Source organism: Mucilaginibacter aquaedulcis, from assembly GCF_030409325.1.
GTDB lineage: Bacteria > Bacteroidota > Bacteroidia > Sphingobacteriales > Sphingobacteriaceae > Mucilaginibacter > Mucilaginibacter aquaedulcis.
This window is the reverse complement of record NZ_JAUFPR010000002.1, coordinates 2,405,813-2,425,932: the sequence shown is the minus strand read 5'-3', so window position 1 is coordinate 2,425,932 and position 20,120 is coordinate 2,405,813. Positions and strand designations below refer to the sequence as shown.

Sequence of the window (20,120 nt, the reverse complement as noted above, 5' to 3'; positions counted from 1 at the left end):
CATTTATGCCCGGCTTTCTTGTTGCCTTTTTAGCTGGCAGGGTATCTGCGCCTTAATAAGTCGTAAAACTTTTCGGCGGTTATGGGTTTATCTGCCCAGTGATTTTTTACTACGTAATTGGTCTTCAGAAAACGCTCTGCTTCCTCAAATGAATTAAACCGGTTCACGATCTCAACAGCTTCGCTGTAAGCCAGGCTATAGCCGTTAAACAAATCTTTGATGTACAAAAGCTTATCGTTCAGGTTTATGGCCGATTTAAGATCGGTTATGGGTAAAAGAGCCGGTTGTGATGGGCCTTTTTCCTTTTCGGCCTTTAATGCCGATATCTTTTGATTGATGGTTAGTACTTTATCTTCGCTATTTTCTTTTGATCCATTTAGGTCCTGGCCATTTGTTGCCAGTGTAAATGGCGGCTCAGGTATATGTTCTTTTTCAACAGAGAGAGGTGGTAGTTGTTCAGTTAGTTCTTCTTGTTCAAACTGATCATCTTCATCTTCCCATTCCGAAGCAGCATCAATCTCCAATTCCTGTTTCAGAAGCTCAGGATCTTCTCGTTCAAACGAATAAGAATCAACCACAGGGCTTTCCGTTGTCAGGTCTATTTGAGCAACAGGTTCCTCTTCATGCTCCGGGGTAATTATTGGCTCAGGAGCAACCGGGTTATAAGGTGGCTGAACCGGGAGCTCAGTTGTTGGGCTCAACTCAAATTTTTCTGTAGTTAGCTTTTGTTGTACAACAGGCTCAAAGTAATGTTGCTCATGAACGGGTTCCTGTTTTTTTTCAGGTGTTGGTGCAACGGTTGGCTTTTCAATAACAGGTTCTGGTGTTTCGGCAGGTGGGGCCGTATGGGTTGGTAAGCTGCGCTCATGTAGCCGGCGCAATATTTCGGCATGGTCCTTTAAAAAATGAGCGTTAGCAACAAAAAGCTCCAGTTCAAGCTCATTTAAATCGTTGCTATCGGCTGCAAGGTAATCATATTGGTCATTAAGCTCTTTTAAAATACCACCTATCTTTTTAAATACATCCATTTGCTTCATGGCTTCCAATGTTGTGAAAAATGCTTACCAAAAATAGGATTAAATTCTGATATTTGCCCCCCAGAATAGTCATAAATGGTATTTAGCGAGGAAGTTTTTAAGCGTAAAAGTGAGTTTGGCGGCAGTATAGAATTAATCTGCGGATCAATGTTTTCAGGTAAAACCGAAGAGCTAATCAGGAGGCTTAATCGTGCCCGGATAGCAAAGCTTAAAGTTGAAATATTTAGTCCTAAAGCCGATACCCGTTTTGTTGAAGACGCGCTTGTATCTCACAATGCCAGCTCTATTTCCTCAACTCCTGTTGATAGTGCTTCGGCCATATTGCTGCTGGCCAACGGCGCCAATGTAATTGGTATTGATGAGGCCCAGTTTTTTGATAACGAGCTGCCCGAAGTTTGCAATGCGCTTGCCAATAAAGGTATCCGTGTAATTGTTGCAGGTTTGGATATGGATTTTAAAGGCCGTCCGTTTGGTCCTATGCCTGCCATTATGGCCATTGCCGAATCGGTTACCAAGCTGCAGGCCGTATGTGTTCAGTGCGGAAACCCTGCCCTTTACTCGTACAGGCTGGTGCCTGATGATGCCCGTATACTATTGGGCGAAAAGGAAAGTTATGAGCCACGCTGCCGCATTTGCTATCACCATTAAGCATTCTTGAGTAAAATTTAATATAAATCCCTGTTTTTCAAAACAAAACATAGCCTGTTGACTGTTATGTTTTTGGATTGCTTAAATGTATTTTTATAATTAATTTATTTAATTAGAATTAAACTTTGAGTTATATTAAAATTTAATTGAGAGGATTTATGCCAAAAAAAATCTTAGTGATCGAAGATGATAAAGACATCAGAGATACCATTGTTTATGTGCTGGAAGAAGAGCAATATGAGGTGATTGCCTCAGAAAATGCCAAGATCCTTAAAAGACTAAGCGATGTTGAGCCCGATCTGATATTGCTTGATAACTGGCTCACCGATTGGACGAGCGATGCCAACGGACAGCAGTTAAGTAAGGAATTAAAAAAAGACCCGGCCACAAGCCATATCCCGATCATTATCATTTCGGCTGTAAATAATTTAAAGGAAATTGCCGAGGCAGGCGATGCTGATGGCTATCTGAAAAAGCCATTTGACTTAACCGAGCTGATTGATATCGTTAAAAAGCATGTTAAATAGTCAATAGGTTCAGCAATAAAAATGGCCCCTCATAATTATGTAGGGCCATTTTTATTTTAAAGCTTTAAGCCAAGGCTAATATTGAATGTTCGTCCGTCGGCAGGTAAAATACCAGGGCCGGGGTACATATTTATTCGGCGGGTGAAGTATTTGGCGTTAAAAATATTATTAAGGTTGGCACCTATACGGTAGTTTTTCAGGAAATTATAATTAAATGCCCAATCGGCAATGCGGTAGGCAGGTACCAAGCCTGTAGCTCCAGTGGGGTTAAATACCGTATTGTTGGCGTCGCTAAAACTTTTGCTGGTGTAGCTATATTGAATGGTGCTGGTTATATGACTGCTTAAAAATGTTAAACCCGTGCGGTTTATCCAATCGGGAGTACTTTCGGTATGGTTGTTTTTAAGGCCGATATTGGAGCCATTCTGATTGATGGAGCCGCTGGTATAACGGCCATGGGTATAAGCCAGGGAATTGAACAGACGCAGATCCCAATCGGTATGTTCATTAAATGATCTTAATAAGGAAACAGATGCATATGCTTCAACACCCTTAGCTACCGCATTGCCAATGTTGGTGGCAAATAAATGTGTTACATTATTGGCATCGGTTTGGGTTAAGGTACCAGCACGGTTGCCATAGTATACATAGAACCCATTGACATCATAATTAAGTATGGAGCTGATGTGTCCGCGATAGCCCAGATCTATATCATACCCGCGACTATCCTTAATGTTCGGATCAATAATGGTAAGCTGATCTGCTGGGGTAACTGCCGCGTACAAATAGGGGCGATATGCCTGTGATATATTGGCATAAAGCTGACTGCCATTATTAAACTGGTATTGCAAACCAGTGCCAAACAATGGGTAGTTACGATTGCCTTTATAACCTATGGGGAAGCTGGCGTTATTAATAACTCCCGATGTAGTGGTTTTAATAACCTCATACCTTACACCGGGTGTAACGGTGAATGCCGGGGCTATCTGGAAAGTATTTTCGGCAAAGACGGCATAATTTAAACTGTGTAGTTTTAAATCGATACCATAGGGCTTAACCAGGCTCAAGTCAAAATCAGACGCGGTTGTGCCGGTGCCTTTTTGCCTGCGTTTGGTGGTTTCCTCAAAATACCTTAGACCGGTTGTAAAAGTGCTGTTTAAGTTGCCCAGCTTGTAAGTGTGCAATAGGCGGGCTTCAGTAGTAAAACCGGCGTAATAGTCGCGGTCAACCTGCCGTGGGTTATAGTTGTTTGTTTTGGTGTTAACCGTATCGGCTATGTTAGGTGTATTAATAAACTGAACACTGTTTCGCTGACCAAATAATACGTGCGAGGTAACCTCCAGTCGTGTGTTGCTGTTAAATGCGTAATTAAAGAGTAATGCCGGGATGTTGATCTCCGGATTAAAGAAATTGCGAAAACGTGTAGACTGACGATTGTTGGCATCAAACTGTGCATCTGTTAAACCGCCTGCTATCTGCTGGCGATAATCTGATCTGGAAAACTGTAGGGCAATGCTGCCCTTACTGTTAAACTGATAGCGTATGTTAGCGTAGTAAGCCCGGTAATTGAAAGCAGCATCAGGTCGCCAGCCATCACCAGTACGGGCCGAGTAATAAGCATAATAGCTGATTTTGCCAACTTTACCGCCAATAGCATTGTAAGAGTTAAAAAAACGATTTGAACCGCCACTTTGCTCTGTTTCAAAACCAAATACCTTAGTGCTGTCACCTTCTTTAATTTTAAAGTTCATCATACCACCAAACTGGCTGCCAAACTGCAGTGCTGCCGAACCACGTACATATTGAATTTCGCTGATGGCCTGGAAAGGAATATTATAATGATTTTCGGGGTAGCCAAATACATCGGAGTTGGTATTGTAACCGTTTTGACGCATGTTCATCTCAATTGACCGGTGTGGGTCGGTACCGCGTGTGCCCACGTTAATTTGTAAGCCTGCACCATCCATCTCCCATACATTAACTCCGGGCACCTGCGATAGAAGCATTCGGGCGGTATTATTGGCCAGGTTCGTTTTACCCGCATCGGGGTAGATAAGATTTGTTTTTTTTCCGGCGAAAGTGTATGTGCCAGATGTATTGGGTAAATAATTAGGGCGAGTTTCTTTAATAATTACACTATCGAGCTGAACAGTTGTTTGCTGTGCGTGCAGATAATCTGAACCGGAAATAAGCAATGCAACAAGGAAAAATTTGTAAAGTTTAGTCATGTATTATAAATCAGGTTATTTTCGCCAGGAGGATTGGCATATAGGCTAATATAGAATTATACTCTTCAATAGCCAATAAATAGACTGGAAATAGTTTAAATAAAAATAAAAATTGCCGCTTGATATAAAAAAATATCATAGTGTACTTTTTACATTTTAACTGAGGTAAAGCGCTCAAAGCAAGGCAATCAGCGCTGTTAGAGGATACTCTTTTTTAGTTAGCTTTTTAAAGTTTTAGAGCGAGTAAAAACTTAATTGCCTTATTTATAGTTAATTATTGCTTATAAATCGTATCTTTACTTAATTAAATAAAAATATAATGCAAGGAACAGTAAAATTTTTCAATGAAAGCAAAGGTTTTGGATTTATCGTGCCAAGTAATGGCGGTGCCGAAGTTTTTGTACATGCCTCAGGCCTTATTGACACTATCCGTGAAAACGATAGCGTTACCTACGATGTAGAGCAAGGTAAAAAAGGCTTAAATGCGGTAAATGTAAAAGTAGGTTAAATAACTATTATTATAATCGTACAAGCATCTGCACACCGTGCAGATGCTTTTTTTGTGCTTTTTGCAATCGTATTATTATAATCCAGAAAGATTGGAAAATCTATACAAGTTAATTGCGGTTATCTTTATACAGCTTTCTGATCATGCTGATTTGCCCGCGGTGGTAGATCTCATCTTCGGCCTTGTGATATAAGACCCAGGCCAGATTACAGCCGGTTTCCTCGTCATAATCTTCAATTCTCCTGGTAAAATCCTCATGCGTGATGTTATTAAGTGCATTAAGCAATTGTTCGCCTGATGAGGTAAGTTGAGCTATATAATATTCAAGGGGCTGTTGATTAATAAGCTGCGGAAGGTATTCTCCCATGTAAATTGCCGGTGTCAATTCTGTATTTTCTTCATCAGTCAATTTTCTGCCCTTAATGTACTCGATTCTGAATAGATTGTCGATAGCTACGATATGTGATAGCAAAGCGCCAATGGTATTCCAGCCTTCTTTATATTGCCAGTTCAGTTCGTGTATCGAAAGATTTTTCATAGTAAGGATAGTTGTAGTTCGGGTATCCTTTAAAATTCCTTGTATGTAATCAACTGAGTGATCTCTTAATTGACCGAACTCAATGTTATATGTCCTTTTTATCACAGGTTAAAGTTCAATAATAATATGGCTGATAAATATATGCGAAAATTGATAATAGAGGTTGATCGGATTATATTATTAATTTCCTTTATTATCACCGGTAAAACAAAAAGCGCCAATGATTTAACATCGGCGCTTTTAATTATATAGAGTGCAGTACACCCTGCAGGTAACTTAGTTCAAATAAGATTGTAACAGGTTTGATTTGGAGTTGTGACGTAAGCGCATTAAAGCTTTGTCTTTTAACTGGCGAACACGTTCGCGTGTTAAGTTAAATTTCTCTCCAATTTCTTCTAAAGAATGCGCGGCATAACCACCCAAACCAAAGAATAAAATAATAACCTCGCGGTCGCGCTCAGCAAGTATGCTTAATGAACGTTTGATTTCCTGAGATAATGAATCAGTCATCAGTTCAGTATCAGTAGCCGCATCCGTACTTTGCAGTACATCAAGCAAAGTGTTTTCTTCACCTTGTATAAACGGAGCATCCATTGATATTTGACGACCAGCATTGCTCAGTGAATCAGAAATTTTATCAACAGATATTTCCAGATCTTCGGCAAGTTCTTCAGGTGTTGGCTGGCGTTCAAATTCCTGCTCCAATTTTGAAGCGGCTTTATGTATCTTACTTAATGAACCTATTTGGTTTAAAGGTAAGCGTACAATACGTGATTGCTCGGCCACGGCAGATAATATTGACTGACGGATCCACCATACAGCGTATGAAATGAATTTAAAACCTTTGGTTTCGTCAAAACGTTTTGCCGCTTTAATTAAACCTAAGTTTCCTTCGTTTATAAGGTCACCAAGAGTAAGGCCCTGGTTTTGATATTGTTTAGCTACTGATACCACAAAGCGAAGGTTAGTTTTTGTTAACCTTTCCAATGCAGCCTGGTCGCCCTCACGAATCTTTTGTGCCAGGATCACTTCTTCCTGCGCGCTGATTAAATCCACTTTACCTATTTCATGCAAATACTTTTCAAGCGACTGAGACTCGCGGTTGGTAATGGATTGGGATATTTTAAGTTGTCTCATTTTTTTGAATAGATTTTTTTCAAGCTAATAACAGTCCGATAAGAATATGTCTGGTTGGTTTAACCAGGCGGTAATAAAAAATAAATTAAATTAAACTTTGCTTCGGTGATCTTTTCTTTCTGTACCCGGGATTGTTACGAGGGTTGGATAATGCAATTAATGCTGAACGAAGCGTGGTGTTAGTAACCAATAAATGTTTAATCAATATATGATCTCTTAAATGGATGCACAAAGATACGCATTTCAATGCCATTATTGTGTCAAAAATACAGCTATTTGCAGTTATGTTTTTTTAACCATTGTTTATTGTTTAACTTCAGCAGCCTCTTCAACAGGGCTGTCTTTTTTTGGTCTGTTTTTGTTCCATTTTATCTTGATTTTGCCATCGTCGCCATCAGTAGCTAATATATGCAATACTATGCCGCGCATGCGCTTTTTATTTCGTTCAGTTTTATCAACAATGGCCGTGTCCTTCTTGGGGTTACGAAGAGGTATATCTAAAGCTATATTGGTGCCTTTTGATAGAGAATATACACCCGCCACATCCATATTAAGTACGCTGGAATTAATTTGCATGGGGCTGATATTTATTTTATCGCCTGCAATATCAAACCGCCCGGTAAGGTTTGAAAAAGTAATGTTATCCAGATCACGAAAAGGAAACGCGAATTTGCCAACACTTTGTATAGGTTCAAATTTAATTAATGCGCCTTTTTTCAGATCAATAGTAGTAACTCCATTGATTGATTTGGGCACCAGGTTGCCCTCGCTGTTTATACTCCCGGTAATATGTGCCTGTGCCGAAAGAAATCCCCTCAGGTTTTTATAGGTAAAGCTTTGCAAGCCAAAATTATTGAACGAATAAAAAAAGTTGCTTACGTTCACGTTATCAACCTGGGTGTTAAGTAAAAAGTTATTTACAGCACCATTCTGCGTTATGTTTCCCGCCAGTTTTAATGAACCACCGGCATGTTTTACGCTTACATTTTGCACCTTTATGCTGTTATCGGCCAGTAACAGATCGGCAGTGGCATCGGTTGCCAGGAATTTTTTATAGTAAACCTTGGCAACACGCAAGTGCAACTCAGCTTTGCCTTTATCAAAGGCCGTATTAAGCTGGTTATTTATATTAACCTTACTTCCTTTGGGGGGCGCCTCGCTTTTGCGGGCATTTAAAAAGCCTAAAAATTCGGCTATATGTAATTGCGGACTCCTTATTTGCCAGCTGATCAATATTTTTTCCGGATCGGTGTAGTATAGGTTCAAAAAGTTATTCACCCGCCCTGACATATATACGATGCTATTGCCGCTTTGCATCCGGATGTTATCAATCAGCAGATCGGTTTTAGTGAATTTGAGGGATATGCCTGTGTTTTTAAAATTAAGGTTGCGGGGCAAATAACTTACATCGGCATTTTTAATATTAACAATACCATTTAAAACCGGTTTGTTGAGTTTGTAATTCACAAGATCGGCACGGTATGCGAGTTTAAGATCCGCAGTTCCTTTTGTGAATTTAAGACTCTGCTCGCCAATTACCTGGTTAAGCTTGCTCACATCAAAGTGCGATTTAAATATACCTGTAGCAACAGGAGTGTTCAGGTTATTAATAAAAGCGGTATCAACAGCAAATGGAAGTTCTTTATAGCTGCCGTTAAAATGATACAACTTAATAACTGAATTATCATCACCTAATCCTTTACCGTTAATATAGTTATTGGAGAATATGCCATTAAAACTTGCATTATCAATTTTGCCCCCCGGGGTAGTAACTCTGTTGTTTTCTACTTTGGCCGTTACGTATATTAGTGGGTCGCCGCCACCGCCAAAGCTACCGTTGAGGTCGCAGGTTACGGCAATAGGGTCATCAATGTTAAACATATTAAGGCTTTTGGTGATGTTTGGCGCAAGCAGGTTGGCGGCACTTGTCCACAAAATATGATCATCGGCAATATTCAGTGTAAAATCAACGGGGTCTTTTGCCAGGTTAAATTTACCGCCAATAGTAAAAACATCATCACCAATATGCAGTTTATTAGGGTCGACGATGATTAGCTTATTTTTATTGTTAAAATGAATATCAAATGGGCCATCCAGAAGTTTGTTTTTCATGAAACTGCCCCGTTTTGTATTAAAAGAGAAGCTTTTTACCAATGTTTTTAATTGCAAATGCGCGTTCCAACCGGCAGATGGATAATCCATTTTTCCGGATACATCATGAACCTGAAATTGAAATAGTTTATATGCTTTCCTATCGTCAACGGCAAAATTTACATTATTCAGCTCAAAGCGTTTAATCTGGGTTGAAGAGTTGCTCTTATCTTTAGGTTGTGGGTTGTCTTTATTGCTGCTTTTAAAAACTGCGGTATTGCTGTAGCCGGTACTATCAGTAAACAGATCAATATTGGCATTGCTGATCTCAATTTTATCAATATCAACCGTGCCTTTAAGTAATGCCATCATATTTACCGATACATATAGATTATGAGCATCAAGAAGGGTATGGTGATGATTTGCCCAAAGTTTATCCTTTAATGATACATCTTTTAACAACACCGATACGCCAGGAAACCCTCTGAAAAAAGTTGGGTCAAGTGCGCCGATGCTCAGGGTGCCGTTAATATTCTTATTAAGCTCAGTAGTGATTAGTTTGAGTACTTTTTGTTTATTAAATATCACATAAGCGGTTACGGCAATAAATGCTACTATAACAAAAGCTATAGCGCCACCGGCAATTTTTAATATTATTTTAACCCACTTAGGCATTTCTGTTAATTTAACATTAAAGTATCGAAACGCCTAATTGTTTGACTATAAAGCTTGTGGTTGTGTAAAGTAAGCAGATTGTTACCCGGGATACTTATTTTTTCATAAGCTTTAGAGCCTCCTGTATATAATACATCCCTTTTTCAGAGTAATTTAAACCAAGGGCAAAGCTATGGCCATGTGCATCCATTTTTAATAATGATTTTTTAAGGATGTTGATCACTTTGTCGGCTTCGTATTTAGGATGGAAATCCTCATATTGAAACTGAAGAAAAACAAGGCAAAGGGCGTTTTCTATAGTCTGTACATCATGGTCAACCTTGAGTTTTTGTTTTAGGAGTATTTGTTTTACACGCGCAATTTGGTCGGTCGAATAACCTACGTTTTCCATGATTGCTGCTGCCTTTTCAGCGTGATATTGAGCAAGATCTTTGCGCCACTTCAGGTAGGCTTCCCTTCCTTCAGGATAGGTGCTGCGGGGTATTTCCCAGCGGCCAATGTGCTGGCTCCTGGAAGCAAGCAATAATTCTTCGCCGGCATTCGCATCGAGTTCTTTAACCCAATCATGTAATTTAACGGCCAAAAAATATTCCTGAGGATAACCCACCCCGTTCCAGGTAAAGGTGTTGGGATCTTTTTTGTTGTAAGCATCAAAATGCTCAAATGCCGCGGTTAACATATTCATAGCTGTAAATATAATTTATTTAGCAATGTTGGAATTATCTAAATAGTTGTTTTAAATTTTATATCTGCATGTTGATTTTTTTTTGATATTTTTTTATTTTAAATATGTTTTATTGGGATTTTTAATTGAATTAGATCTGGTTTTTAGATTTTAAATTGAAAATTATTCAAATAAATGAATTAATTATGATTTTTATCATTGTATTATCATTGTTAATTTATAGTTTTTATTAATTAATATTGTAAATTCTGTTATTTGTATAGAATAAAATACTTGTTAATGAAAAAAAGCCAAAATATTTGCGACAATAAGAGTTGTTTTTTATGTAAAAACAGTTTAAAGGAGTGGTTGCCTGCTATTGCAGCTCATAAACTGAATTATAAAATAAAAAAAGGTGAAGTTATTTTTAAAGAGGGAGACCCTGTAACCGGCATTTATTTTGTTAACTCGGGTAAAGTAAAGGTTTACAAACAGTGGGACAAGGATAAAGAACTGATTGTACGTTTTGCAAATGAAGGATCACTTTTTGGGCATCGTGGTTTAGGCAAAGGAGGTACTTATCCTATATCGGCTGCTGCTCTTGAACCTACCGTTGTTTGTTATGTTGACCTTGCTTTTTTTGAAGCTACTTTAAAAGTAAATTCAGATTTAACCTACCAACTACTCATGTTTTTGACTGAAGAGTTAAAACAATCTGAAAGGAAAATGCGAAACTTGGCGCATATGTCGGTAAAGGGACGGGTTTGCGAGGCATTGATATCTCTGCAAAATCAGTTTGGTGTTACTGAAGAAGGTTTTATAAATATCGAACTAAGCAGGCAGGATTTGGCTTCGTATGCAGGTGCTACTTATGAAACCGTTTTCAGGATGATGAATGAACTGGTGAATGAAAAACTCATAAGTTTATCAGGTAAAAGCATCCGCCTGGTAAATAGAGAGGAGCTTTTGAAACTTGCGCAGGATATTGTTTTTCTATAAAGATGTGATATGAACCGCTCGTGATCTCATCAGGATCCGAACCTGAGACCGACAGATCAGAAACCTGTTGGTCCATCCAATTTAACTTGAATATTCTTTAAGTAACTGTCGGTACTGGTTCAGTATACTCGATTTTGAAATGAAGCCAACAAACCTATGCTCATCAACTACGGGCAGGTTCCATGTGTTGGTTTCATCAAATTTCTTTACTATCTCGCGTACGTCATCGCTGGTATTGATAGTTGCCACCGGGTTAACCATTACTTTTTGAACGCTTAGTTCATCATACATATCTTTATTAAACATTACCGGCCTGATATCATCAAGCAGGATAATGCCTTCCAGCACATGCTCGTCATTGGTTACGGCTATAAAGTTTTTCTTCCCCTTACTTATCAAATCTATCAGTTCGGTAAAAGAGGCATAAATATTAATTTCCGGAATATCCTGATCAACCAGATCGGAAGTGTTTAATAATAGTAATAGATTTTGGTCATGCTCCCTTGTAAATATCTTTCCCTCGTCTGCCAGGGGTTTCAAATCTGGCGAAATAGCTGAAAAGCGTTTGGCTATCAGGAAAGAAGTTACCGAAACAATCATCAAGGGTATAAATAGGTCGTAGCCCGAGCTTGATTCAGCTATCAGGAATATGGCTGTTAAGGGTGCATATAAAACTCCGCTCATTACACCTGCCATACCAACAATTACCATATTGGTTGTAGGTACATCGGTTATACCCAATTGGGTGCATAAGGTGGCGATAAAATAACCCAATGTTCCTCCCGCAAACAATGCAGGCGCGAAATTACCTCCATTACCACCACCGTAAATAGTTATTGATGTGGCAAATGCTTTTAAAAGGCAGATAAAACCAAGAAACAATAGGATGAACCATTCATGAAAGGTAAAATACTTGAAAAAACTTGCCTCCATAAACGTTGTGGCCTGCCCCGTGGCCCAACCTTTTACAGCGGTGTATCCCTCGCCAAATAATGGAGGAAATATTACACATAATAAGGAGAGTAAAGCGCCCGCAATTAATGCCTTTTGTAACCGGCTTCGTTTAGAATGCTTGAACTGATGTTCTACCCATTGCGATATCACCACGAAGTAGCGCGCATATAATCCACACGCTACGCCTAATACAATATAAAATGGAATGTTTTTATAATTAAACGCCTGTCTTGAAGTGAATTGAAACAATGCCTCTTCATTCAGGATAACCCGCGATACTAAGCTGCCGCATACGGCCGCAACCACCAGTGGAATAAAATCGGTAAATACTACGCCGGTAAGCAATATCTCGAAAGCGAACATCATACCTGCTATTGGGGCGTTAAAAGCCGAGGCTATACCGGCTGTGGCACCGGCGGCGAGCAGTAGGGTGCGATCCTTGTAATCTAACTTATAGGTTTTGGCAAAATTAGAGCCAATGGCCGATCCGGTTACGGCAATAGGGCTCTCTAATCCTGCTGAACCGCCTAAACCCACGGTAATAGCGCTTTGCACTATTTGCGAATACATTTTTACCGGCGATACGAGACTGGAATTTTGAGCAATTTCATATAATATGGCCGGTATACCTTTGCGGTCATTACCCCGGTATATATATAATACCACCAGTGTGGTAAGTACTATACCCAGCAGTGGAAATACCACATAAAATACTATTTGCTGTTCAAACTGAAACTTTGATGTAATAAGGTAGTGGATGTAATGTACCAGCATTTTTAACACCACGCCTGCCAGACCGGCTGTGCAACCTACCAGTATGCCCGATAATATTAAAAAATGACTGTGTGAAAGGTGTTTGCGTACCCAAAGTAAAATGATCTCATAACTTCTAACCTTCTGTACGCTGTTGGCCCTGAAATCTCTTTGGAATTTTAAAAAATTATGAAACTGTTTTAATTTGCTGTATTTACTCACCTTAATACCTCCGGTCGCAATTTACAAATTAATTATTTGCGATGTTTTGAAAGTGCTAATACAGAAAGATTAAAAGTAAGCTGCTTACTATTTCTTTCTGCCCAGGGTTATTTCCTTTAAGGCATCTTCATTCAATAGTTTAAGGCTTTTGCCATTAAGTTCTATCAGGTTGTTTTGAATAAATTCCTGGGTTACCTTAAAAAAGGTTTCATATACTACACTGGCGTATGAGGATATATCCTGACGGGTTAATTCAATGTCGATATAGCCGTCTGCATTTAAACCAAACTGTTTACGAAGCGATAGCAGGGCTTGTGCTATACGTTCTTTCACAGGCATGTGGGCCAGGTTTCGCATCCTTTTTTCCGACTCCTGTAATTCATTGGCAAAAAACTTCAGGAGCTTATAAGTGAGCTGGTGGTTTACATTCAATGTCGATTCAAAAAAATCCATCTTCACATAACAAACTATAGCGGGTTCAACAGCAGTGGCAGATATGGGGTAGGTTGAAGTATCGCCCAAGCCTAAATGGCCAACAATATCACCAGCTTTAGCAAACCGTAGTATCAGGTCTTTTTCATTATCCCATTGTTTATGAACCTTAACAATGCCCTGGTATACAAAATATATTCCGGTTACATCATCACCTTCCTTAAATAACTGCTGCCCTTTTTTTAAAACAAAGTTTTCACGGTTGGCTCCAATGGCAGGCAGCCAGTCTTTCAGGCTGTTCCTGCACATAAAGCAGGTATTTAAATCGCATGTGTTTTTACTCATAAATATTGTTTGCCTTCGGATGTGCAATAATTATTATTAAAACGCTGATCCATCTAAAATGAGTTTCATTATTGCCAGTGTAATGTATTTTAGCTTCAAATTGTAAAATTAATCTTTATTTATATTGTTTGTGCAATATAAATTGAAATAAGTCTTAATTTTGTACCATTAAAAAGCTGGTATGAACAATAAAAAGCCGGCAAATCAAAAATGAAAGCAACAGTAAATAAAATCGGCATACCTATTTCGCCTGCATTAAGTAATATGGAAGCACAGGCAGCCAAATCCAAAAAAAGCCATTTTTTAAAAGAGCGACTGATCATGATCTCGTGCCTTTCGGTTACAGTTGCCATAGCCATAAGCCTAATAGCCAGGGTTTTGGTATACCTTATTAACCTGGTTACCAATATTTCCTTTTACGGCATGTTTGATCTGGGTTTTCATTCACCGGCCAATAACCATTTAGGTGCATGGGTTATCATCATCCCTGCTATTGGCGGCATATTGGTAGGCATCATGGCTTATTATGGCTCTAAGGCTATCAGGGGGCATGGTATACCCGAAGCAATGGAGCAGATATTGGTTAACGAAAGCAATATCAAACCATCCATCACTTTTTTAAAACCGGTTTCATCGGCCATTGCTATAGGTACAGGCGGTCCTTTTGGTGCCGAAGGGCCTATCATTGCTACAGGCGGAGCGCTTGGATCAACCCTGGGGCAGTTGTTTAAAATAACAGCCAATGAGCGTAAAATTATTTTAGCCGCCGGGGCCACCGCAGGTATGTCGGCAATTTTTGGTACGCCTATAGCGGCAGTGTTTTTGGCTATTGAATTGCTATTGTTTGAGTTTTCGCCAAAAGCCATTTTGCCGGTTGCCTTAGCTTGCATTACGGGTGCTGCCGGGCATCATTTGTTGTTTGAGTCTGCCCCGGTATTTGCCATGCCTGATCTGGTTACACCATCAAATCTTGCTTTGGGTATTTATAGCTTTATGGGTATCATCATTGGGTTTTTATCTATAGGGATAACCAAAATAGTTTATACCATTGAAGATAATTTTGAAAAGATCCCTATCCACTGGATGTGGTGGCCGGCGATCGGCGGCCTGGCAGTAGGCCTCATTGGCTATTTTGCTCCGCATACTTTGGGTGTAGGGTATGATAACATTACCGGTTTATTATCGGGAAAATGGCCGCTTATCATCATTTGTAATCTGTTATTCCTGAAGTTTTTGTCATGGGCTATTGCTTTGGGCAGCGGTACTTCCGGCGGAACTTTAGCCCCTTTATTAACCATGGGTGGGGCAGCAGGTGCACTTATCGGAACCGTAATATTATCTTTCTTCCCTAATTCGGGAGTTACCATACCTATGGCCGCTTTGATCGGCATGTCGGCCATGTTTGCGGGGGCTTCAAGGGCATATTTAACCAGTATCACTTTTGCACTGGAAGCCACCATGCAGTCGCATGCATTACTACCCTTACTGGGTGCTTGTACCGCGGCTTACATGGTTTCATTTTTCCTGATGGAGAATACCATCATGACCGAGAAGATCGCACGTCGCGGTATTTTTACTCCTGACTCTTTTGAACCTGACCTTTTACAAAAGATGATCGTAGCGCAGGTAATGAGCGAAGAGGCAACGGTGATCAATATAAACAATACCATAGCCGATGTGCGGAGCTGGGTAAGCACCCATAAGGTAACAGACAATTATCTCATCATCATCAACAACGATGATGAATTTAGCGGTACCTTAAAACTTACCGATTTATACAGCAGCGCAGTTGATCCGGAATTATCATTAAAAAACATACTTAAAAAGGAGAAAGGTGCTGCCGTAAATGATAAAGATACTTTAAGGTATGCTATGGAATCTATGTCAAAAGCAGATGTTGAGGTATTGCCCGTATTATCTGCAAAAGACCGTAAAGTGATCGGTATATTATCTTACCGCGATATTATATCGGCTTTTAAAATAGATGCCGATAAAACCCAGCAACCGTACGTAAATATCTCCTTAAAACGTCAGCGGATGAAAATGTTGGTTAAACGCAAAACAGTGAATGTTGATACCACCGCCGAATAATTATTAACTCAACTATGGCGTGTATGGTAAAATGCTAAATACCTTATTGGCCAGCTCATCATTAATGGGGAGCTGGCACGATAAATTTAAATCGGGTTTATTTGCCGGGTTTACAGGCTGTATGGCTACCATACAGGTTGCGCAACGCCCCATACCATCGCAGCGGCCAAAGTTTGGCGGTTGTATTTGTTTGTTGATCAGCTCGCGCAGATCATCGTATTCGCCTGCAAAGGTTTTTATTTGGTAGGTTTCATCGCCGTATAGCAGTGTAAATAGGATATAGCGCTTAAACAGCATGATCGCTTTTTAATAGTGTATTCAAAAACTGTTGTAAAACCAGTGCATGGTTCTGCTTTTCGTCGTGCGAGGCGTAGAGTAGTGTTACCGCTTCCTGGTTTTGTATTAAATGGGCCAGTTCTTTAACGGCTTCCTGTTGTTTAAGTTCAGCTATGTATTCGTGTTCAAACCATGGCCAGTTTTGTGGGTTTTGGTGAAATTGTTTTCTCAATTGGGGCGATGGTGCTACCTCTTTCAGCCATTGATCAATATGAGCGCGTTCCTTACTAATACCGCGTGGCCACAGGCGGTCGACCAAAATCCGTGTCCCATCCGTTTTTTCAGCGGGTTCATATATTCGTTTGATCGTAAAGTTTCCCATTTTTTGAAGTATATGAGGGTTGTACTGAAGCTATATATTCAAAGATACTACAGTCAATTCTAATTTTTTCAAAAACAGAGTCAGGGTAAAGTTTAAATAGTGTGTCATTGCTGTAAATACACAGTAAATAATACAATTATGAATTTTGATCCTTACAAAAACAGCATCTTATCCATCATTTTAAAGATCTGGACACTTTTTTTAATTCTATTCAATGGCACCAATATTTACGCTCAAAGCAGTGATCATGCCAAAACAAACATTGGTTTAGTTTATCCATTAAGCAGCAATTGGACAAGCGCTCCACGCGATACCAATAGCTTTTCGTTAAACCTGATTGCAGGAGTATCGGCTGCAGAACGGGGTATCACAATTGCCGGTTTTAGCAATATTATTCATAACGATGTCCGTGGGTTGCAGGTTGCCGGTTTTTCAAACCATGTTGGTAAAAATGCTGATGGTACTATGGTAGCCGGCTTCTTGAATACTTATGGTAGTGGCAAAGGCGTATCTGTTGCAGGGTTTGCCAATATAGCGCGCAGCAGTAGCGGTGCCCAGATAGCCGGTTTCCTGAACAAAGGCGGCGATGTTTCCTCATTGCAGATAGCCGGTTTCTCCAATTTTGCCCGCAACGTGAAAGGTGTGCAGATAGCCGGTTTCATGAACGTAGCCAAAAAGGTTAAGGGTACCCAACTATCTTTTATAAATGTTGCTGATAGTGCAGGCACACAGATAGGCATCATTAATCTGGCAAAAAATGGTGAGGAAAGCATTGGCGTTACTATTGATGAAAATCAAACAACATTATTAACCTTCCGCTCCGGAGGCAAGGTAATGTATGGCATCCTCGGCGTAGGTTATAATTTTAATAACAAGCGCGATAAGTATGCCTATGAGGCCGGTTTAGGGGCCCATTTGCTCAACATAGAGTCGTTTCGCCTCAATACAGAACTGGTTAGCGGCAGCCTGGAAAGCTTTAAAGGCGGCAGCTATTTCAAATCGACCTTCAGGTTATTACCAGCATTTAAAATTACCCGCTCGCTGGAAATTTTTGGAGGGCCATCTATCAATTATGTAAATACCAATACGGAAGAAGGCCGCAAGCTAACCACAAAATACATCTCCAGCTGGACGCGCAACAATGGCCGCGACCTGTATGGTTTTTATGTGGGGTACACCGCAGGCCTGCAGGTTATTTTTTAACATCATTAATAATCATATGAAATCAGTAGTAAACAAAAATCAAAAAATGAAAACAATCAAATTATTGGTAACGGCCATATTATTAACCCTTGGCTTAAGCCAGGCAAAGGCACAATCGTCTGATCTTGAATTTGGTATTAAGGCCGGAGTTAATTTTTCAACGCTGAAAACCGGATTAAACGCCGTGAGCGATAAGGACGGAAAAATTGGACTCAACGCGGGTATATTTGCCAGGGCAGGTAAAACCCTATACTTTCAACCAGAGCTGAATTATGTGACCTTCAGTGATAAATATCGCTTCAGCGGAAACGATTATGATGCCAAATTCAGACAATTGAATGTGCCTTTAATGGTTGGTTATAAACTGGTAAATACAGAAGACTTGAATTTCAGGATATCAGCTGGTCCTGATCTGTATTATAACCTTAAAAAGCCAGTAGCACCCGCCGGTTTCAAATATAAAGATATAAGCGCGGGAGGTGTTGTAAACGCGGGGGTAGACATAGGCAATTTAACCTTTGATGCCCGCTACAGTTTGGGATTGAGTAAGGTTAATAAAGAACTTGGCCAGAAAGCCAATATCTTTAGCCTGGGAGTTGGCTTTAAATTTCAATAATAATTAAGTTTGATGGAGCGGATAGCTGCCGTGATAGCTATCCGCTTTCAAATCATTTGGCATACATCTATTTACGAACCTAAAAGCCTATAATGGATAAAAAAGAGATGACGGTTGACTGGCCCAATGAAAACGAGGCCGTTTTTGAGCAGCTGTTCAAAAAACATTTCAGGGAGCTCCATGCCTACGCTTATTCATTACTCAAAGACTGGGATGTGGCCGAAGAAATTGTGCAATCATTATTTCTTAAAATTTGGGAAAAGAATGAATGGGGGCATATTCAAACCTCTATCAAATCATACCTATATAAATCGGTGTACCATGATAGTCTTAATTACATCAGGCGACAAAAAGTTCAATTAAAATATCAATCCACAACCGCGTACTCCATGAAAGATCATACAGACGATGCTGCGGGGAAATTAAAAATGGGCGAACTGGAGCGGCACTTGCAGCAGGCCCTGGCCAAGTTACCCGAAAAATGCCGGGCTATATTTCATTTAAGCCGGTTTGAGGAGTTGAAATATCAGGAAATAGCAACCCAGTTAGATATATCTATAAAAACAGTTGAAACGCATATGGGCAAAGCTTTACGTATATTAAGGAAAGAGATGAAGGAGTTTTTACCGTTCATAGCATTGATGTTATTTAATATGTTTAAGTCATGAAACAGCATATGAGCGAAGACATATTGATCAAATATATTCTTGGTGAGGCAAGCGAGAGCGAAAGGCGTGATGTTGAAACCTGGATAGCTGCCAGTAATGCTAATGCAAAAAAGTTTGAGGATGTAAAAACTATCCTGGAAACCAGCAAGCGCCTGGCACAGGTAAGTCCGCTTAGTGAAGCGGAGGCCTGGGATAAGTTTAAAGCGAAACGGGCAGAGCATAAGCGCAAACCCACCCAGATCAGATCCATCAACAGCCATACAAACTGGTTGCGGGTAGCCGCGGCGGTAGTACTTTTGGTAGGTGCAGGCTGGATAAGTTACTACCTGTATCAGCGTAGCGGAATGTCATCACAATTGATCAGTTTTAGTACTATAAACAACATAAGAGTTGATACGCTGCCTGATGGCTCGATAGTCCACCTTAACAAACATTCGGCGATAAGTTATGTGGGTAATTTTAAATCGCAGCGGGTTGTTAAACTTACAGGAGAGGCTTTTTTTGAAGTTAAGCATAACCAGTATGTTCCGTTTACTGTAAATGTTAATGATATTACAGTAAAGGATATTGGCACTGCTTTTAATATTAAAAGTAAAGAGCAAAGCACCCAGGTTATTGTAGAAAGTGGCATTGTGCAGGTAAGCAAGAGCAGCAATTCGGTACGGTTGAATGCCAGCGAAATGGTAAATATAAAGCATGGCGATCAGCAGTTTAAAGTTGAAAAAAGTACTGATATGCTATATGGCTATTACAGGAATAATGTATTTAAGGCCAATGATGTGCCGCTATGGCGCCTGGTAGAAATATTGAACGAGGCTTACAATGCCGATATTAAAATTGATAACAATGCCCTGCGTAATACTTCTATCACCGTTACCATCAGGCTGCAAGACTCGCTTGAGAATATAATGGAGCTGATCAAATCAACCACTCCCGAAATGCGTATTGAGCAAACGGGGCAGGGGATTGTTATTAAGTAAAACTATTGGTTAAAAAGATCTTAAAATATCGGGTACTATTGTCATTTCGATGGAGCATGGGGAGGGTACTGCGTTAGTGCGAAAGAGAAATCTTATAAAACCTGCAAACTCATTTTTATGTTATACAAGATTTCTCCTCGTTCCTC

The 20,120-nt window shown here is 39.8% G+C and carries 19 protein-coding genes; 9 read left to right on the top strand and 10 right to left on the bottom strand.

Annotated elements, in window-relative coordinates:
- Positions 1 to 29 precede the first annotated feature (29 nt).
- Positions 30 to 1,037: a DUF8457 domain-containing protein gene (locus QWZ01_RS14495; RefSeq protein WP_290324291.1), complete on the bottom strand. Its 1,008-nt coding sequence runs from the start codon at positions 1,035 to 1,037 to the stop codon at positions 30 to 32.
- A gap of 75 nt (positions 1,038 to 1,112) precedes the next feature.
- Here QWZ01_RS14495 and QWZ01_RS14490 point away from each other — a divergent pair, with 75 nt between their 5' ends.
- Together QWZ01_RS14490 and QWZ01_RS14485 are read left to right on the top strand one after the other, a co-directional pair.
- Positions 1,113 to 1,685 (top strand): thymidine kinase, encoded by a 573-nt coding sequence (locus QWZ01_RS14490; protein ID WP_290324289.1) that lies wholly within the window; start codon positions 1,113 to 1,115, stop codon positions 1,683 to 1,685.
- Between the two features lie 158 nt (positions 1,686 to 1,843).
- A complete protein-coding gene (locus tag QWZ01_RS14485; RefSeq protein WP_290324287.1) occupies positions 1,844 to 2,212 on the top strand; it encodes a response regulator in 369 nt (122 codons plus the stop codon).
- A 56-nt stretch (positions 2,213 to 2,268) separates the two neighbouring features.
- Here QWZ01_RS14485 and QWZ01_RS14480 read toward each other — a convergent pair whose 3' ends face one another.
- Complete coding sequence (locus tag QWZ01_RS14480) at positions 2,269 to 4,440, bottom strand: TonB-dependent receptor family protein (protein ID WP_290324285.1); 2,172 nt, start codon at positions 4,438 to 4,440, stop codon at positions 2,269 to 2,271.
- A gap of 316 nt (positions 4,441 to 4,756) precedes the next feature.
- Between QWZ01_RS14480 and QWZ01_RS14475 the strand changes: the two genes are divergently transcribed.
- On the top strand, positions 4,757 to 4,948 hold the full coding sequence (locus tag QWZ01_RS14475; protein ID WP_290324629.1) for a cold-shock protein: 192 nt from the start codon (positions 4,757 to 4,759) through the stop codon (positions 4,946 to 4,948).
- A 109-nt stretch (positions 4,949 to 5,057) separates the two neighbouring features.
- Here QWZ01_RS14475 and QWZ01_RS14470 read toward each other — a convergent pair whose 3' ends face one another.
- The 4 genes from QWZ01_RS14470 to QWZ01_RS14455 all read right to left on the bottom strand — a co-directional run bounded on the left by QWZ01_RS14470 (position 5,058) and on the right by QWZ01_RS14455 (position 10,074).
- The gene (locus QWZ01_RS14470) at positions 5,058 to 5,591 is read right to left on the bottom strand and encodes a DinB family protein (RefSeq protein WP_290324284.1); all 534 of its coding nucleotides are present in this window, start codon (positions 5,589 to 5,591) and stop codon (positions 5,058 to 5,060) included.
- 171 nt (positions 5,592 to 5,762) lie between these two features.
- Positions 5,763 to 6,623: a sigma-70 family RNA polymerase sigma factor gene (locus QWZ01_RS14465; protein ID WP_290324282.1), complete on the bottom strand. Its 861-nt coding sequence runs from the start codon at positions 6,621 to 6,623 to the stop codon at positions 5,763 to 5,765.
- A gap of 303 nt (positions 6,624 to 6,926) precedes the next feature.
- Positions 6,927 to 9,389: an AsmA family protein gene (locus QWZ01_RS14460; protein ID WP_290324280.1), complete on the bottom strand. Its 2,463-nt coding sequence runs from the start codon at positions 9,387 to 9,389 to the stop codon at positions 6,927 to 6,929.
- Between the two features lie 94 nt (positions 9,390 to 9,483).
- The gene (locus QWZ01_RS14455) at positions 9,484 to 10,074 is read right to left on the bottom strand and encodes a DUF4202 domain-containing protein (protein ID WP_290324278.1); all 591 of its coding nucleotides are present in this window, start codon (positions 10,072 to 10,074) and stop codon (positions 9,484 to 9,486) included.
- A 279-nt stretch (positions 10,075 to 10,353) separates the two neighbouring features.
- Here QWZ01_RS14455 and QWZ01_RS14450 point away from each other — a divergent pair, with 279 nt between their 5' ends.
- Positions 10,354 to 11,052 carry a Crp/Fnr family transcriptional regulator gene (locus tag QWZ01_RS14450; RefSeq protein WP_290324276.1) on the top strand — a complete coding sequence of 233 codons (699 nt, stop codon included), beginning with the start codon at positions 10,354 to 10,356 and terminating at the stop codon, positions 11,050 to 11,052.
- 81 nt (positions 11,053 to 11,133) lie between these two features.
- Here QWZ01_RS14450 and QWZ01_RS14445 read toward each other — a convergent pair whose 3' ends face one another.
- Complete coding sequence (locus tag QWZ01_RS14445; protein ID WP_290324275.1) at positions 11,134 to 12,981, bottom strand: chloride channel protein; 1,848 nt, start codon at positions 12,979 to 12,981, stop codon at positions 11,134 to 11,136.
- Between the two features lie 87 nt (positions 12,982 to 13,068).
- A complete protein-coding gene (locus QWZ01_RS14440) occupies positions 13,069 to 13,722 on the bottom strand; it encodes a Crp/Fnr family transcriptional regulator (RefSeq protein ID WP_290324273.1) in 654 nt (217 codons plus the stop codon).
- 246 nt (positions 13,723 to 13,968) lie between these two features.
- Between QWZ01_RS14440 and QWZ01_RS14435 the strand changes: the two genes are divergently transcribed.
- Positions 13,969 to 15,849 (top strand): chloride channel protein, encoded by a 1,881-nt coding sequence (locus tag QWZ01_RS14435; RefSeq protein WP_290324271.1) that lies wholly within the window; start codon positions 13,969 to 13,971, stop codon positions 15,847 to 15,849.
- Between the two features lie 12 nt (positions 15,850 to 15,861).
- Here QWZ01_RS14435 and QWZ01_RS14430 read toward each other — a convergent pair whose 3' ends face one another.
- Together QWZ01_RS14430 and QWZ01_RS14425 are read right to left on the bottom strand one after the other, a co-directional pair.
- Positions 15,862 to 16,146 carry a hypothetical protein gene (locus tag QWZ01_RS14430; RefSeq protein WP_290324270.1) on the bottom strand — a complete coding sequence of 95 codons (285 nt, stop codon included), beginning with the start codon at positions 16,144 to 16,146 and terminating at the stop codon, positions 15,862 to 15,864.
- Positions 16,136 to 16,507 carry a DUF488 domain-containing protein gene (locus QWZ01_RS14425; RefSeq protein WP_290324269.1) on the bottom strand — a complete coding sequence of 124 codons (372 nt, stop codon included), beginning with the start codon at positions 16,505 to 16,507 and terminating at the stop codon, positions 16,136 to 16,138. Before QWZ01_RS14425 ends, QWZ01_RS14430 begins: the two co-directional genes overlap by 11 nt.
- Positions 16,508 to 16,645: 138 nt before the next feature.
- Here QWZ01_RS14425 and QWZ01_RS14420 point away from each other — a divergent pair, with 138 nt between their 5' ends.
- The 4 genes from QWZ01_RS14420 to QWZ01_RS14405 all read left to right on the top strand — a co-directional run bounded on the left by QWZ01_RS14420 (position 16,646) and on the right by QWZ01_RS14405 (position 19,974).
- Positions 16,646 to 17,710, top strand: coding sequence for a hypothetical protein (locus tag QWZ01_RS14420; RefSeq protein ID WP_290324267.1), 1,065 nt, complete (start codon positions 16,646 to 16,648; stop codon positions 17,708 to 17,710).
- A gap of 46 nt (positions 17,711 to 17,756) precedes the next feature.
- Positions 17,757 to 18,326 carry a porin family protein gene (locus tag QWZ01_RS14415; protein WP_290324265.1) on the top strand — a complete coding sequence of 190 codons (570 nt, stop codon included), beginning with the start codon at positions 17,757 to 17,759 and terminating at the stop codon, positions 18,324 to 18,326.
- Positions 18,327 to 18,418: 92 nt separating this feature from the next.
- Positions 18,419 to 18,994 carry an RNA polymerase sigma-70 factor gene (locus tag QWZ01_RS14410; protein WP_290324264.1) on the top strand — a complete coding sequence of 192 codons (576 nt, stop codon included), beginning with the start codon at positions 18,419 to 18,421 and terminating at the stop codon, positions 18,992 to 18,994.
- The gene (locus QWZ01_RS14405; RefSeq protein ID WP_290324262.1) at positions 18,991 to 19,974 is read left to right on the top strand and encodes a FecR domain-containing protein; all 984 of its coding nucleotides are present in this window, start codon (positions 18,991 to 18,993) and stop codon (positions 19,972 to 19,974) included. The genes QWZ01_RS14410 and QWZ01_RS14405 overlap by 4 nt, the downstream gene beginning before the upstream one ends.
- The last annotated feature ends 146 nt before the right edge of the window (positions 19,975 to 20,120 follow it).